The sequence below is a fragment of the Buttiauxella sp. A111 genome, from assembly GCF_014189855.1.
Lineage (GTDB): Bacteria > Pseudomonadota > Gammaproteobacteria > Enterobacterales > Enterobacteriaceae > Buttiauxella > Buttiauxella selenatireducens.
The window spans coordinates 1-15,525 of sequence record NZ_BJFN01000012.1 but is presented as its reverse complement, the minus strand read 5'-3'; the positions used below and the strand labels follow the sequence as shown (position 1 = coordinate 15,525).

General features: G+C 52.2%; 10 protein-coding genes. 8 read left to right on the top strand and 2 right to left on the bottom strand.

Going from position 1 to position 15,525, the window contains the following annotated elements; all coding sequences use genetic code 11:
* Positions 1-73: 73 nt before the first annotated feature.
* From BSPA111_RS21695 to ptsP, 5 genes are all read left to right on the top strand, one after another.
* On the top strand, positions 74-574 hold the full coding sequence (locus tag BSPA111_RS21695) for a hypothetical protein (protein ID WP_183273218.1): 501 nt from the start codon (positions 74-76) through the stop codon (positions 572-574).
* On the top strand, positions 556-870 hold the full coding sequence (locus BSPA111_RS21690) for a PTS fructose transporter subunit IIB (RefSeq protein WP_183273217.1): 315 nt from the start codon (positions 556-558) through the stop codon (positions 868-870). Before BSPA111_RS21695 ends, BSPA111_RS21690 begins: the two co-directional genes overlap by 19 nt.
* Entirely contained in the window at positions 863-1,990 is a 1,128-nt protein-coding gene (locus BSPA111_RS21685; protein ID WP_183273216.1) for a PTS fructose transporter subunit IIC, read from the top strand. The genes BSPA111_RS21690 and BSPA111_RS21685 overlap by 8 nt, the downstream gene beginning before the upstream one ends.
* A gap of 177 nt (positions 1,991-2,167) precedes the next feature.
* Complete coding sequence (locus BSPA111_RS21680; RefSeq protein WP_183273215.1) at positions 2,168-4,780, top strand: glycoside hydrolase family 38 C-terminal domain-containing protein; 2,613 nt, start codon at positions 2,168-2,170, stop codon at positions 4,778-4,780.
* Positions 4,774-7,254, top strand: a complete 2,481-nt coding sequence (gene ptsP / locus BSPA111_RS21675) for a phosphoenolpyruvate--protein phosphotransferase (RefSeq protein WP_183273214.1) — start codon at positions 4,774-4,776, stop codon at positions 7,252-7,254. The genes BSPA111_RS21680 and ptsP overlap by 7 nt, the downstream gene beginning before the upstream one ends.
* A 73-nt stretch (positions 7,255-7,327) precedes the next feature.
* Here ptsP and BSPA111_RS21670 read toward each other — a convergent pair whose 3' ends face one another.
* Positions 7,328-8,575, bottom strand: a complete 1,248-nt coding sequence (locus BSPA111_RS21670) for a multifunctional CCA addition/repair protein (RefSeq protein ID WP_183273213.1) — start codon at positions 8,573-8,575, stop codon at positions 7,328-7,330.
* A 67-nt stretch (positions 8,576-8,642) separates the two neighbouring features.
* The gene (locus BSPA111_RS21665) at positions 8,643-9,263 is read right to left on the bottom strand and encodes a TIGR04211 family SH3 domain-containing protein (protein ID WP_183273212.1); all 621 of its coding nucleotides are present in this window, start codon (positions 9,261-9,263) and stop codon (positions 8,643-8,645) included.
* A gap of 243 nt (positions 9,264-9,506) precedes the next feature.
* Here BSPA111_RS21665 and BSPA111_RS21660 point away from each other — a divergent pair, with 243 nt between their 5' ends.
* The 3 genes from BSPA111_RS21660 (at position 9,507) to hldE (ending at position 15,362) form a co-directional block, all read left to right on the top strand.
* The gene (locus BSPA111_RS21660; RefSeq protein ID WP_183273211.1) at positions 9,507-10,805 is read left to right on the top strand and encodes an inorganic triphosphatase; all 1,299 of its coding nucleotides are present in this window, start codon (positions 9,507-9,509) and stop codon (positions 10,803-10,805) included.
* Between the two features lie 218 nt (positions 10,806-11,023).
* Entirely contained in the window at positions 11,024-13,876 is a 2,853-nt protein-coding gene (gene glnE, locus BSPA111_RS21655) for a bifunctional [glutamate--ammonia ligase]-adenylyl-L-tyrosine phosphorylase/[glutamate--ammonia-ligase] adenylyltransferase (protein ID WP_183273210.1), read from the top strand.
* A 55-nt stretch (positions 13,877-13,931) separates the two neighbouring features.
* On the top strand, positions 13,932-15,362 hold the full coding sequence (gene hldE, locus BSPA111_RS21650) for a bifunctional D-glycero-beta-D-manno-heptose-7-phosphate kinase/D-glycero-beta-D-manno-heptose 1-phosphate adenylyltransferase HldE (RefSeq protein ID WP_183273209.1): 1,431 nt from the start codon (positions 13,932-13,934) through the stop codon (positions 15,360-15,362).
* The last annotated feature ends 163 nt before the right edge of the window (positions 15,363-15,525 follow it).

Here is a 15,525-nt window from a genome sequence, read left to right as displayed (position 1 = left end):
AGGAATTGTGCGAATAATCACATTCACTCATCAGGTTAATGACTATTATTATTCGTTCACTCCTGGAGGAAATATGCGCGACATAGTCCACCGATTAATCAGCTACTGCTTCTACTGCCTGCTGGGGAAATTCAGCAGCGTGAAGACATTGCTGAGTGGATTGTGCTGTTTCAACTCGGTTCAGTCGCTGAGTGCGGATGACGGATGCCCGCAGGAAAATAACGAAGATGACATTTCTGGCGGATGGTCGCGTTTATGGGGCTGCGCAAGTCAAAGCCTGTTTATCACATCGAAGCCTCTGCTTATTCCACACGTTTCCAACGCCGTAGACACCGCTGTTCAGGTTCGTCTGGTGGCGCAACATCGCCAGGAACTGGCGTTTAGTTATGCCACCCGCAGTGTTCACCAGTTGCTGGTTTGCCATCGTTTGAGCGGCGAGTCAGATGCGAATTCAGATTTACCCAACATGCTGTTTTATTGCTTAAAAAGCACAATGCGCTTCATCGCCATTGTGCTTTTTTTATTGTCCAAATCCGACCCGAGAGAGAAGTCACTATGTATATCGTTTGTGTAGCTGCATGCCCAACGGGCGTCGCCCATACCTTTATGGCCGCTGAAGCACTGGAAATCACGGGCAAAAGTCGTGGACACGAAATTAAAGTCGAAACCCAGGGAAGTATGGGAGTGGAAAACGAAATAACTGCTGACGATTTGGCACGTGCTGATGGGGTTATCATTGCCGCGGATGTTGCCATCAACAACAAAGAACGATTCGATGGCATGCTGAAGCTGGAATGCAGCGTGGCAGACCCGATTAAGTTTGGTGAAGCCGTCTTTGAAGCCATCGAGCAGGAGATCAATCATGGCTAAATTTCAGGGTGGCGGGCCGAAGTCCTCCACGGGTACGGAAGTGAAAAACGCCATCATGACTGGCGTCTCCTACATGCTGCCCTTTGTTATCGCCGGAGCGGTGATTATGGGGATTGCCCGTATTGGTGCTTCGATGTATGGCATTGATAATATTTGGGATGCCAGCCATGAACAGGCCGCAAGCCTGGTGGTGCAAATGCTGCATAAGTTCGATGGCTTTGGCGGGTTGGCGCTGTCATTAATGCTGCCGATTGTGGCGGGTTACATCAGCTTTGCCATCGCCAACAAACCAGGGATTGCGCCTGGGATGGTCGGCGGGCTGCTGGCAAGTAACCTGGGGACCGGGTTCCTGGGCGCGCTGGCGGCAGGTTTTGTCGCGGGTTATGTGGTTCGCTTACTGACGGCAAAAATTAAACTGCCGCGCTCGCTCGCCTCAGCAGGGCCGATTTTCATCCTGCCCGTCGGTGGGACGCTGCTGACTTGTATCATCATGGCGTTTGTTATTGGTACACCGCTTGCAGCACTCAATCGTGGCATGGAAGCGTGGTTGCTGACGATGTCCGGTACTAACAAAATCATTCTGGCAGCGGTTGTGGGTGGCATGGTGGGCTTTGACCTTGGCGGCCCGGTAAACAAAGCCGCGGTGACAACAGCGATGGCGCTGCTGGCTTCGGGCATATACGACCCTAATACGGCGGCGCAAGTGGCGATAATTATCCCGCCGATAGGCCTTGGCGTCGCAACACTTATCTGGAATCATCGCTTCCCTGAGTCTTTGCAAGAAGCGGGAAAAGCGTCAACATTAATGGGCTTGATTGGCGTTTCTGAAGGGGCGATTCCCTTTGCCTTAGCAAATCCAAAAATCATCATTATCAACGTGGTAGGGACTGCAACAGGTGCGGCGATGGCGGTGGGCTTAGGTGCGGTAAACCATGCGCCGATTTCCGGTTTCTACGGCTGGTTGGCCGTCGATGGTTGGCCGGTTTACGTTCTGTCTATTGCTGTGGGTTCAGCGATTGTTGCTTTGGGGTCGTTGCTGGTTTTCCGTCAGTCGACACTTTCTGGCAACAAAGTAGAAAAAGCGAGTGCACCTGCACCGAAATTTAAAGTGAGCCGATAATATCCCTCATACTTCAAATTGCAGGTTCGTTGACTGTGGCTAGAAGTATTTTTGGGCGGTTTTATAAGGTGCTAATAAATATTAATGAGGCTTATTAGTCTCAGAGTTTTCCACACTTAAAATAAAGGCATGATGCTGGTGTTAATATTATCTCGCGCATCGTGATGAGGTCGATATATGAAAACTGTTCATCTGGTACAACACACTCATTGGGATCGCGAGTGGTATTTCACTGAGAATGATTCAAAAGCCGTGCTCTATTATTTTATGGATGATTTATTGCAGCGTCTTGAGGACGATAACACCTTAGGACCCTTTGTACTTGATGGGCAAACGGTTGTAATCGAAGATTATTTAAGTGTGGCGCCCCAACAGGAAACCCGGCTGCGGCAATTAATCGAGCAGGGGCGAATTGTCATTGGCCCCTGGTATACGCAGAGCGATTTTCTGGTGGTCGGTGCGGAGTCGATAACCCGCAACTTGCTGCTCGGGCAGGCGGATTACCAGCGTTTTGGTGACGCGATGCCTGTGGGTTATGTCCCTGATTCTTTTGGACAAAGCGCGCAACTGCCGATGTTCTTGCAGCAATTTGCTATCGACCATGCCGTTATCTGGCGCGGTTGGAGTGAACACAACGTGCCGTTCAGTGAGTTTAGCTGGCAGGCAGCGGACGGCAGTAAAGTGACAACCGCCGTGCTCCCCTGGGGTTATGGTTGTGCGAAATGGCTGCCAGATTCTCCATCCGCATGCCTGGCAGCGCTGCAACCGATTCTGGAAAAACAGACGCGTTTTTCCCTCACCGGGAACGTGCTGCTGCCCAATGGAAATGACCAGTCGCCGTTTGAATATCGCGTCCCGCAACTGCTCGACCAACTCAATCAACAGCAAGATGAGTATCGTTTTGTACGCAGCAGTTTCAGCCAGTTTTTCCAGTCGCTGGAAAATACCAATGTGACTCTGCCGATTTATCAGGGTGAGCTGATAAGCCCGAAATACATGCGTATTCATCGCGGGATTTTCTCAACCCGCGTCGACATTAAGCAACTGAATGCTCGCCTTGAACAGACCCTGAGTCAGCATCTGGAGCCGCTGCTCGCACTCAACTGGCGGCTGGGTCTGCCGTATCCACAACACGCCGTGGACAACATCTGGCGGGAAGCGATGAAATCTCACGCTCATGACAGCATTGGCGGATGCAACTCCGATCGCGTGAATGCGATGGTAAAAAACCGCCTTGAATCGGGTCTGGAAATGGCTCAGCAACTTATTGATCTGAATATGAAGATGTTGGCCGAAGGGATTTCTGCACAGCTTGACGGCAAGAAAATCATTATCTTCAACGCTCGCCCGCAAATTAGCGGGGGCCTGGTCGAACTGACGATATACACGCCAGAACAAGATTTCCGTGTGGTCGATGGGGACGGCAACGAATGCCGCTGGCAGATTGTCGAAGAAGGTCGTCAGGACATGTCGATAATCGTGCAGGAACTGTCAAATAGCACCGAAACCACCTGGTATCGCAAATGCCGTTTGTTGCTGGAGGTCGCGGATATTCCGGCGTGTGGCTATCAAACCTTGTATCTGCAAGAGGGCGTCCGCGCGGAGTGTGATCATCAGGTTGAATCGGTGGTGAAACTAGAAAACCCATGGCTGCTGCTGGAAGCGAATAAACAAGGGGTCCTCACCTTAACCGACAAGCGCAATCAACAGACCTATCATCATGTTTTGCAGTTGGTGGATGGTGGGGATGCGGGGGACAACTACAACTATTCGCCACCGTTCAATGACTGGCTTATCAATAGCGATGATTTCCTGACTTCAGTGACGGGGCAGCAAGGGGTGTTACAAAGCAGTTTGACATTGAACTGGCAAATGGCGGTGCCTGAGGATCTGGCTGCGCGCAATGCGCGCCGCGCCAACAGTGAACTTGATGTCACGATGACCATCACGCTTGCGCATACTAACGCCTGGCTTGAGGTAGCGATCAGTGTCAACAACACGGTTTGCGACCACCGTTTACAGGTATTGCTGCCGACCAACGTACAACAACATATTCACTTTGCCGATCAGCCATTTGGTCTGATTGAGCGCCAGAATATGCCTCCAGAAATGGCGGTCTGGCAAGACGAGCAATGGACCGAAGCACCGGTTGCACTTTATCCGATGCAGAGTCAGGTCATGATGTATGACGAAAAACGTGGCTTGTGCGTGTTAACCGAAGGGCTGCGCGAGTATCAAATTCCTGAAAACCAGCAGGATGTGATGGCGGTGACATTGCTGCGCAGTGTCGGTTGGCTCGGACAGGCCAATATGCCTTATCGTCCTGGGCGGGCCTCCGGAATGGTATTGCCATCACCGGATTCGCAGATTCAGGGAATGCATCACTTTAAACTCAGCCTCCTGGCAATGTATAACGGCGCGGATAGCGCGTTCTGGCGTGATGTTGAACGCGCGCGTGGCAACCTTCACGCATGGCTGGCTACCGGTTGGTCACGCTTTCGCACCAATCCCCATGGACGTGTATTTCCGCCTCATTTCAGCATATTGAGTTGGGATACTGAGCTGCATTTCAGCACCCTGAAAAAAGCCCAGCATAGTGATGCTCTGGTGGTTCGAGCCTGGAACCCGACTGCACGGACTTTAGCGCGTGGAAGTATTACGGCAAATGGCGAAGTCGCGGCAGCAACGCTTGCGGAAACCACGTTGCAAACAGACCTCCATCAAGAGTCGGTGCCGACGTGTGCGCCGGCGACATGTGTTATCAATTTTGGGGGCGATAAAACATGTTAACCCTCGACTTTACATGTACTTTGCCCAATGGCATTCATGCGCGGCCAGCCAGTGAAATTGAACAACGCGCACAAGCCTTTAGCGCATCGATCACACTGATCAATTTGAGTAAAAAGACCCAGGCCGATGCGAAAAGTGTGTTGGGGATGATTGGTGCGGATATCACTCATGGCGACCTGTGCCAGTTTCTGATTGAAGGCCGCGATCAGCAGGCGGCCTTTGATCTTCTGCATGCGTTTTTACGCGATGAATTTGAAGATTGCGACGAACCGCTGGCAGTCTCACCGGACAACCACACGTTGCCGCTGCCGGTCTTTATTGAGCATGCCAACCCTGATTATGTGCGTGGCAATGGCGTCAGCAAGGGGATTGGGCGCGGTATTCCGGTTCATATTGATGCAGTTGATCTCCTTGAGTTATCCCGCCTTGAGCCTGCAACTGACGCAGTACGCCAGCAGCAGCAATTGAAAGATGCCTGGGCGTTAACGCAAAAAAACTTCGGTGATGCCGATACAGGGGCTGCACCGGTGTTGGCGGCGCAGTTGAAATTGTTGAGTGATCCTGCCTTTAAAAGATGCTTGCTCTCGCATACCACGACGCGTAACGCATTGCAGGCGATTGCGCTGACGGCACAGGCGTTAAGTGAACCGTTGCTCAAAAGCAGCAGCCAGTATCTGCGGGAGCGCGTCATCGACATACGCGATCTTTGTCAGAGCATCGCCGCTAATCTGCTGGGCAGGGCGCTGGAACCACCATTAACCCTCAATCAGGACAGCATTGTCATAAGCAGCGGAACGTTGACGCCGGGGCAGTTCCTGCGGCTGCGGAATCCGCATTTAAAAGGCATTGTGATGGGCGACGGCGGTGAAACCTCGCATACCGTTATTTTGGCGCGCTCTTTTGGCATTCCATTGCTGAGTGGCGTGACTCAATGCGACTCGATAATGCGCACGGCCAGCATGTTGATTCTCGATAGCCGCCACGGCGTGCTGGTGGCAAATCCCAATGCGGCGATGGAAAGCTGGTATCGAATGGAAAGCGAAAAACAGCAGCGGATTTCTGCCCGTAGTGCGCCGCTGCGTGGGCAGCAGGTTTTGACAGCTGATGGAACACCCGTCAGCGTTCTGGCAAACATTGCGCTAGCGGTTGAAGCGCAAGGCGTGTTTGCTCAGGGGGCCGATGGTATCGGACTGTTCCGCACCGAAATGCTGTTCTGTGAACGCAGCCAGGCACCCGATGAGGAAGAGCAATATCAGGCATACAGCGAGGTATTGCGATGTGCTGCGGGTAAAAAAATCACGATTCGAACGTTAGATATTGGCGGCGATAAACCCTGTGATTTTCTCGATTTACCCAAAGAGGAAAACCCTTTTTTGGGTTATCGCGCCGTGCGCATGTATCCGCAATTTCACGATATTTTCACCACACAAGCGCGCGCGTTGCTCAGAGCGAGTGTCGCTGGGCCGCTGAATATTATGGTGCCGATGGTGGCAACGCTTGCAGAAATCCAGTGGTTGCACAGCCAATTCCATCAGATCGCAGACACCTTGCAACAAGGAGAAATTCCCGTTGGCGAATGGCACCTCGGGATCATGGTTGAAGTACCATCGACCCTCTATCTCCTCGAAAAAGCAGCGAAATATCTCGATTTTGTCTCTATCGGGAGTAACGACCTGGCGCAGTATTTCTTCGCTTGCGATCGTGGTAATCCTTATGTCCGGCATCTGTATGATTACCGTAACCCGACGTTTTTAGCGTTAATGCGCGATATAACCCAGCGTGCGCAGGCGGCAGGGCTGGCTATCAGTCTGTGTGGGGAAATGGCGGCAGATAAGCAGATGTTGCCGTTGCTAGTGGGCATGGGGTTAACGCAGTTGAGTATGGCTGCAGGGACGATCGCTTCATGCAAGGAAGCGCTGATGTCACTGAATATTCAGCAATGCCAGCAGTTACTTGAAACGGCTATTTTAAGCGAAAGCAGTGAAGACGTATCGGAGCATGTAGAGCAATTCATGCGAGTACAAATGCAAAAACCGGTTCTGGATGCGGATTTGCTGTTACTGGATAAAACCGTGAGCAGCAAAGAGGAAGCCATCAAATTGCTGACCGACAACCTTGAAGTACAGCAGCGGGTTGTATCGGGGTCGTTGGTGGAAAAGGCTATCTGGGAACGCGAGGCGGTATTCTCCACCGCGCTGGGTTTTTCGGTGGCGATTCCCCACTGTAAATCACCGCACATACTGCACAGCAGTATTTCGCTTTTACGTCTTACGACGCCGCTCTGTTGGGGCGAAGATGTGGATGTACAACTGGTCATTATGCTGACGGTCAATGAGCAGGAACAGGAGGATCACATGAAGATCTTCTCGCGCCTGGCTCGTAAACTCATGCACAGCGACTTTCGCGAAAAGCTCTACATGCTGTCAGACTCAGCGGCAATCACGGCTCTGTTATCCACTGAACTGGCACTTTAGCGAATTCGCTGATGTATCCGGTGATTTTCTCCCAAAGCGTGCGCAATCTCGGGGATCAAACCACCTGTGTCTGTCAGTTAGCGGGAGGTGTCACCAGCCCGGCTGTTTTCTTCCACGCTTCTACGGCGGCAATACGGCGGCGATTGAGCTCATCGCGAATCGCCGGGCCGCTAAATCCAGCATAAATCACCTCTTTGTTGGTGACACTTTGTGCCGCAACCCACGCGGCACGAAGCAGCCTTCCCTGAGGATAATCACTGGCTTCAAAACCGGTGCGCCCGCGAGCATCCGCCTCGCTGGTCAACGCCACTTGTTCGACGCGCTGCGGTTTGCGCCAGGCATCGATACTGTCGAATAATTTGACGATGGTTTTCGGCTGCAAAATCGGGAATGTGTGAATCAGGTCGTGATATTCGGCGACCAGCTTGGCAAGGTCACGAATGTCATTTGGCACACGTATCCGCTGGCACAATTGCTCCACCAGTTTTACCCCGGCTGGACCGTGCCCATGGTGACGTGGCCAGTACTCTTTTGGCGTCAATCCTTTGCCTAAATCGTGGCATAGCGTGGCAAAACGGACGTCAACATCAGGGCTGAGTTGTGCTGCAATCGACAGCGTCATCAGTACGTGAATACCGGTGTCGATTTCCGGGTGCCATTTTTCTGGTGCCGGAACACCAAACAGTGCATCGATTTCCGGGAAGAGCACAGCCAGCGCACCGCATTTGCGTAAGACATCGAAATAAACTTGCGGATTGCGGCTGGTGAGGGCGTTTTCTGTCTCTTTCCACACGCGTTCTGGCGTGAGATGCGCCAGCTCACCGTTTGCCGCCATTGCGGTCATCAAGGAGAGCGTTTCAGGGGCAATTTGAAAATTGAGATGGGCGTAACGCGCAGCAAAACGCGCGACGCGTAAAACACGCAGCGGGTCTTCATTGAAAGCAGGAGAGACATGGCGCAGCAGGCGTTTTTCGATATCAGCACGCCCATGATACGGGTCGATAAACTCGCCGTGTTCGTCCTGGGCAATGGCGTTGATGGTTAAATCGCGGCGCAGCAAGTCTTGCTCAAGCGTGACATCAGGCGCGGCATAGCAGGTAAAACCTGTATATCCCTGGCCTGATTTACGCTCGGTGCGCGCTAATGCGTATTCTTCCCGCGATTTAGGATGCAGAAAAACCGGGAAATCCTTCCCAACCTGCTGGAAACCCGCATCAAGCATTTCTTGCGGTGTTGCACCGACAACCACCCAATCTTTATCTTTGACCGGTAATCTCAATAACCCATCGCGTACTGCACCACCGACCAGATAAATCTTCACGCTTTAAAGCCCCTGCATCTGTTAACCAATTACGATAATACGTAAGTGTAGGATACAGGGTTGGCGATCAGTTCATCCAGCGATCTTTCTTCTTACGGCTTGGGATCATGTGTGGCAGTAACAGGCCAAGCAGCAGACCGAAACCTGCAACGCCGCCGCCGTACATAAACCACTGCATGATGATGGCGCGTTGCTTGTCATCCAACTGAACATTCGCGGCTTCAACTTTTTTCTTCGCGACGATTAATTGGTTCTTAAGCTGTTGATTTTCATCTTTGAGACCGGTGATGACACTGTCGCTTTGGGCCACTTTTTGCTGCATATCAGCGGTGCGCTGATTCCAGGTGGTATCGATATTAGTCAGCTTATCAGTCAGGGTCTTAACCTGGTTTTCCAGGTCTGGCACACGGGTGCGCAGGCTTGGTGAGGTGCTCAGTTGCGCCAGAGGGATCCATGAGGTACGGCCTTTGCTGTCACGGATTTGGCCATATTTGGATTCTTCGTTGCTTTGCAACAGAACCACTTCTTCACCCGCATTCACGGTTCCTTGCAGGCGATAATTGTCCCCAGGACCACTACGCACCCAGGTGTTGAGTTCATCAGAGACATAACGTTTTTCATCGGCATGAGCCACAACAGAAACGCTAAGAGAAAGCAAAGTAAGGCAAATTAGGCGGAATTTGTGCATGATTTCGTCATTATTGTCATAAATAGTGGAACGATAGTAGTGGCATCAGTCTGACGGTGCAATCCGTAAACCTGAATGAGAATCATCCTGGTGTGATTTTGACCACTTACTCGTGATTTAGGGCCCGCCGAAATGCGTGCCACTCATGGTAATTTGGTGAAAAATATTATCTACTGACACCCATTAAACGATTAAGTTCTCTGGGCGTGAGCCCAGTTTGACCCAACTAAAAGTAAAAAGACGATGACTCAAGAAATCGAACTCAAATTTATTGTTAATCCAGCTGAACTGGATTCCCTTCGTAACACGTTAAATTCGCTGGAAAGCCAACACAGCGAACCTCGCCAGCTACTCAACATCTATTATGAAACCGCTGATAACCAACTGCGCCGTCATGATATGGGACTGCGCATCCGCGGCGATAACGGTCATTACGAAATGACGATGAAAATCGCAGGCCGCGTCACGGGCGGGCTACATCAGCGTCCGGAATATAACGTCGAGTTGAACGGGCCGGAACTTGCCTTGTCGCTATTTCCGCAAGAGGTTTGGCCGGAAGATCTTTCTGCCGATGCGTTGCAGGCACAACTGAATCCTTTATTTAGCACTGACTTTGTACGTGAGAAATGGGTCGTGACGCACGGTAAAAGCCGCATCGAATTGGCATTGGATCTCGGTGAAGTGAAAGCCGGTGAACTCAGTGAACCGTTGTGCGAGCTGGAGCTTGAATTGTTGGAAGGCGAAACGGCAGATGTTCTGGCCTTTGCCAAACAACTGGTTGCACAACCGGGGCTGCGTCAGGGTAGCCTGAGCAAAGCGGCGCGCGGCTACCGCCTGGCTCAGGGCAATAGCGAAAGAGAAATTAAACCGTTAACGGTTTTGCGAGTGCCTGCGAAAGCAACGGTTGAGCAAGGACTGGAAGGTTCAGTTGAACTGGCGCTTTCCCACTGGCAATACCACGAAGAGTTGTGGTTGCGTGGTAACGGCAAAGCGAAAGCTCAGGTTCTGGAAGCGGTTGGCCTTGTGCGCCACGCGCTGGCACTGTTCGGCGGTATCATTCCACGTAAAGCGAGCACTGAACTGCGTGAATTGTTGGCAACGTATGAAGCGATGCTGCCGCAAGAACTAAAAGCTCCTGAACTCGCGTTCAGCGCGCAAAGCAGCCAGGCAAAACTGGCGCTGACTGAATGGTTGGTCGGGCGTCAGTGGCAGAAATTCACCGACGAAAAAGCCAGCGCCAAATTGGCGGGTTCGTTTAAGCGTTTTGCTGATACTCATCTTTCTCGTCACGCGGCGGAACTGAAAGAGACTTTCCAGCGCCCACTGGGTGATAGCTATGCCGATCAACTGCCGCGTCTGGCACGAGAAACCGGTTCTATCCGCCTGCTGGCGGGCGTTTACGACGATACGAAGACACAACCATGGCTGGATAACTGGCAAGGGCTGCGTCATGCCATTGTGACACGCCAACAGGTTGAAATTGAACATTATCGCAATGAAGCTATTTCGCAGGCGCCTTTCTGGCTGCATAGCGGGAAATAATCTTCCCCGTCATACTTCAAGTTGCAGGGTTGTTAGCCGCAGGAGCTCACCCCAGTCGCTTACTCTTGTAAGCTCCAGGGGATTCGTTCCTTTGCCGCGTTACTCGGCCGGTGGCCTCGCCCCTTTGGGGCCAGCGCAAGCGCTGTTCAAAAACGCACTGGCGTTTTAGTCCTGCAACTCGAATTATTTAGGGGATATCGTTAATAAGGGATACGACCATGATGTCGCAAGCGCCACTTTTACAGCAGCATTTGCAGGCGGCGCTGGCGCGTCTGCCACAAGAGATTGACGGCCAAACGCTGAGCCTCGAAGCTCAAGCCGTGTTGGCGTTTAGTGATTTTGTTTGTGACAGCATGACGGCTTACCCCGCATGGATTGCGGAAATCGAACAGTTCCCACCGCAAGCCGACGAATGGCAACACTATGCGGCTTGGCTGCAAGAAGAATTGCAGGGGGTGGACAGTGAATCTGCGCTAATGGCCGCGTTGCGTCTGTTCCGTCGCCGCATGATGGTCAGAATTGCCTGGGCGCAAACGCTGCAAAAGGTCTCCACTCAAAGCTCTCTTCAGCAGCTCAGCCAGCTTGCCGAAACGCTCATTATTGCTGCCCGTGACTGGCTGTACAGCGCCTGTTGTCGCGAGTGGGGTACGCCGTGCAATCAAAACGGCGTCGCGCAGCCATTGATGATTCTTGGCATGGGGAAACTGGGCGGTGGCGAACTGAATTTCTCCTCCGACATCGACCTGATTTTTGCCTGGCCGGAAAACGGTTCGACGCAGGGCGGGCGGCGCGAACTGGATAACGCGCAATTCTTTACCCGTTTAGGCCAGCGGTTGATTAAAGTCCTCGACCAGCCTACGCAAGATGGTTTCGTCTACCGCGTCGACATGCGCTTACGTCCGTTTGGCGACAGTGGCCCACTGGTGCTCAGTTATGCCGCGTTAGAAGATTATTACCAGGAGCAGGGGCGCGATTGGGAACGTTACGCCATGGTCAAAGCCCGAATTATGGGTGATACCGATGACGTGTGGAGCCAGGAACTGCGCAACATGTTGCGGCCGTTTATCTTCCGTCGCTATATCGATTTCAGCGTCATTCAGTCGCTGCGAAACATGAAGGGGATGATTGCTCGCGAAGTTCGCCGCAGAGGGTTGACCGATAATATTAAACTCGGCGCGGGCGGGATTCGTGAAACTGAGTTTATCGTCCAGGTATTCCAGTTGATTCGCGGGGGCCGCGAGCCTGCTTTGCAATCCCGCTCGTTACTGCCAACCCTTGAAGCTATTCAGCAATTACATCTGCTGTCGGAATCTGATGCAGCAAAATTGCATGCAGCCTATTTATATCTGCGTCGCCTCGAAAACCTCCTGCAGAGCATTAATGATGAGCAGACTCAGACGCTACCTGGCGATGAACTGAACCGTGCGCGCCTTGCGTGGGGCATGAACGAGCAAACCTGGGATTCTCTGCAAGTCAGCCTGCAACAGCATATGAATGCAGTGCGTCAGGTGTTTAACGAATTAATCGGCGACGATGAACCTGAACCGGGTGAAGATAAGCTTTCTGAAGCGTGGCGCGAACTGTGGCAGGATGCGCTGGATGCAGATGCCAACACGCCAGTTCTGGAACATTTAACGCCAGAAGCACGTAGCGAAGTGTTACGCCTGATCAGCGATTTCCGTCAGGATACCGACAAACGCACCATCGGCCCGCGTGGCCGCCAGGTGTTGGATCAGCTCATGCCACGCTTGTTGTGCGAAGCCTGCTCCCGCAATGATGCACCTTTGCCGTTGTCACGCTTAACGCCGCTGCTGCTCGGTATTGTCACGCGGACGACCTATCTTGAGCTGCTCACGGAATATCCGGGCGCATTGAAGCATCTGATAACGTTATGTGCGGCATCTCCGATGATTGCCAGCCAACTGGCGCGTTACCCGCTGTTGCTTGATGAACTGCTCGACCCGAATACACTCTACCAACCTACCGCTACCGATGCTTATCGTGACGAACTTCGCCAGTATTTGCTGCGAGTGCCGGATGACGATGAAGAGCAACAACTGGAAGCATTGCGCCAGTTTAAGCAAGCGCAGCTGCTACGCGTTGCTGCAGCGGATATCACAGGTACATTGCCGGTGATGAAAGTGAGTGACCACCTCACCTGGCTTGCTGAAGCGATGATAGATGCTGTAGTCCAGCAGGCCTGGGTGCAAATGGTGGCGCGTTATGGTCAGCCAAAACACTTACAGAATCGTGAAGGGCGCGGTTTTGCCGTGGTCGGTTACGGGAAACTTGGGGGTTGGGAGCTGGGTTATAGCTCTGATTTGGATCTCGTGTTCCTCCATGATTGCCCATCGGATGTCATGACCGATGGTGAGCGTGAAATCGATGGCCGTCAGTTCTATTTGCGGCTCGCACAGCGAGTAGTGCACCTGTTTAGCACCCGAACTTCATCAGGTATTTTGTATGAAGTGGACATGCGTTTACGCCCTTCTGGTGCTGCGGGCATGTTGGTCACGACTGCCGAAGCGTTTGGCGATTATCAACAGAATGAAGCCTGGACCTGGGAGCATCAGGCCCTGGTTCGTGCGCGTGTTGTCTATGGCGATCCGCAATTGACGCAGGAGTTTGATGCTATTCGCCGCAGCATTTTGTGTGTTCCGCGTGAAGGCGAAAAACTCCAGACCGAAGTGCGAGAAATGCGTGAAAAAATGCGCGCGCATTTGGGTGGCAAAAGTCGTGAACGCTTTGATATAAAAGCCGATGAAGGCGGTATTACCGATATTGAGTTTATCACCCAGTATCTGGTTTTGCGTTATGCGGCGCAGGCTCCAAAACTGACGCGTTGGTCTGACAATGTACGCATTCTGGAATTAATGGCGCAAAACGACATTATGAGTGATGACGAAGCGAAAGCGTTGACACATGCTTATGTCACGTTACGTGATGAACTTCATCACCTTGCATTGCAAGAGCTGCCCGGGAATGTGGCAATGGATACTTTCATTCAAGAGCGCGAGCAGGTAATGAAAAGCTGGCAAACGTGGCTGATTGAGCCGCAAACACGCGCATAAGATTAATTGTGATATTATTCGCGACAAAATTTTATCCCTCTCTGGAGAGTCAGGAATGAAAGTAACGCTGCCCGAATACAGCCGTGCAGGCGTCATGGTAGTGGGTGATGTGATGCTGGATCGCTACTGGTATGGCCCTACAAGCCGCATTTCCCCGGAAGCGCCGGTGCCGGTCGTGAAAGTCGATACCATTGAAGAACGCCCTGGCGGTGCTGCAAACGTGGCAATGAACATTGCTTCGTTGGGCGCGAATTCGCGTCTGGTGGGTCTGACGGGGATTGACGATGCGGCGCGTGCACTCAGCCAAACACTGGCTGGCGTGAACGTTAAATGCGATTTCGTCTCGGTGCCGACGCACCCGACAATCACCAAACTGCGTGTACTTTCCCGCAATCAGCAACTGATTCGGCTCGATTTCGAAGAAGGTTTCGAAGGCGTTGATCCAGAGCCAATTCATGAACGCATTAGCCAGGCGCTGCCACACATTGGCGCGTTGGTGCTTTCTGACTACGCAAAAGGTGCATTGGCGAGCGTTCAGCAAATGATTAGCCTTGCGCGTAAGGCCAATGTTCCGGTGCTGATTGACCCTAAGGGCACAGACTTTAACCGTTACCGTGGCGCGACGCTGCTGACACCCAACCTGTCTGAGTTCGAAGCGGTGGTCGGCAAATGCAAGAACGACGAAGAGCTGGTGGAACGTGGTATGAAGCTTATTGCTGAATACGAACTTTCTGCGCTACTGATTACCCGTTCTGAACATGGCATGACGCTATTACAACCGGGTATTAAGCCGTTCCATCTGCCAACCCAGGCACAAGAAGTGTATGACGTGACCGGTGCTGGCGATACGGTGATTGGCGTGCTGGCGGCGACGCTTGCGGCGGGTAACTCGCTTGAAGAAGCGTGCTACTTTGCGAATGCGGCAGCAGGGGTTGTGGTGGGAAAACTGGGTACATCTACCGTTTCACCTATCGAACTGGAAAATGCGGTGCGTGGGCGTGCTGATTCAGGTTTTGGTGTGATGACCGAAGCTGAGTTGAAAGTGGCTGTGGCTGCGGCGCGTAAACGCGGTGAGAAGGTCGTCATGACCAACGGCGTGTTCGATATTCTTCATGCTGGTCATGTTTCTTATCTGGCAAATGCACGTAAGCTTGGCGACCGCTTGATCGTTGCGGTCAACAGTGATGCGTCAACCAAACGCCTGAAAGGCGAAACTCGCCCGGTGAATCCGCAAGATCAACGCATGATCGTGCTCGGCGCGCTGGAAGCCGTGGATTGGGTGGTGTTGTTTGAAGAAGACACGCCACAACGCCTGATCGGCGAGATTCTGCCTGATTTGCTGGTTAAAGGCGGCGATTACAAACCGGATGATATTGCCGGGAGTAAAGAGGTCTGGGCCAACGGTGGTGAAGTGATGGTGCTGAATTTTGAAGATGGTTGCTCAACAACCAACATCATTAAGAAGATTCAAAGCCACGACGCATAAGCGGTTACGGATAATAAAAAACGCCCCAAATTTGGGGTAATGCCGATCAGTTAAGGATCAGTTGATCGATCCAGTAGCTGTGTAAGAATCCGGAAATGTTCTTCGTTTCCGGATTTTTTTATGCATATCGGGCAGGCTCTTGATCTCGTTTCACGTTACGACT

What these genes read in the sequence shown, in the direction of transcription:
- BSPA111_RS21695 (WP_183273218.1), top strand. Translation starts at nt 74, where the DNA reads ATGCGCGACATAGTCCACCGATTAATCAGCTACTGCTTCTACTGCCTG.
- BSPA111_RS21690 (WP_183273217.1), top strand. Translation starts at nt 556, where the DNA reads ATGTATATCGTTTGTGTAGCTGCATGCCCAACGGGCGTCGCCCATACC.
- BSPA111_RS21685 (WP_183273216.1), top strand. Translation starts at nt 863, where the DNA reads ATGGCTAAATTTCAGGGTGGCGGGCCGAAGTCCTCCACGGGTACGGAA.
- BSPA111_RS21680 (WP_183273215.1), top strand. Translation starts at nt 2,168, where the DNA reads ATGAAAACTGTTCATCTGGTACAACACACTCATTGGGATCGCGAGTGG.
- ptsP (WP_183273214.1), top strand. Translation starts at nt 4,774, where the DNA reads ATGTTAACCCTCGACTTTACATGTACTTTGCCCAATGGCATTCATGCG.
- BSPA111_RS21665 (WP_183273212.1), bottom strand. Translation starts at nt 9,263, where the DNA reads ATGCACAAATTCCGCCTAATTTGCCTTACTTTGCTTTCTCTTAGCGTT.
- BSPA111_RS21660 (WP_183273211.1), top strand. Translation starts at nt 9,507, where the DNA reads ATGACTCAAGAAATCGAACTCAAATTTATTGTTAATCCAGCTGAACTG.
- glnE (WP_183273210.1), top strand. Translation starts at nt 11,024, where the DNA reads ATGATGTCGCAAGCGCCACTTTTACAGCAGCATTTGCAGGCGGCGCTG.
- hldE (WP_183273209.1), top strand. Translation starts at nt 13,932, where the DNA reads ATGAAAGTAACGCTGCCCGAATACAGCCGTGCAGGCGTCATGGTAGTG.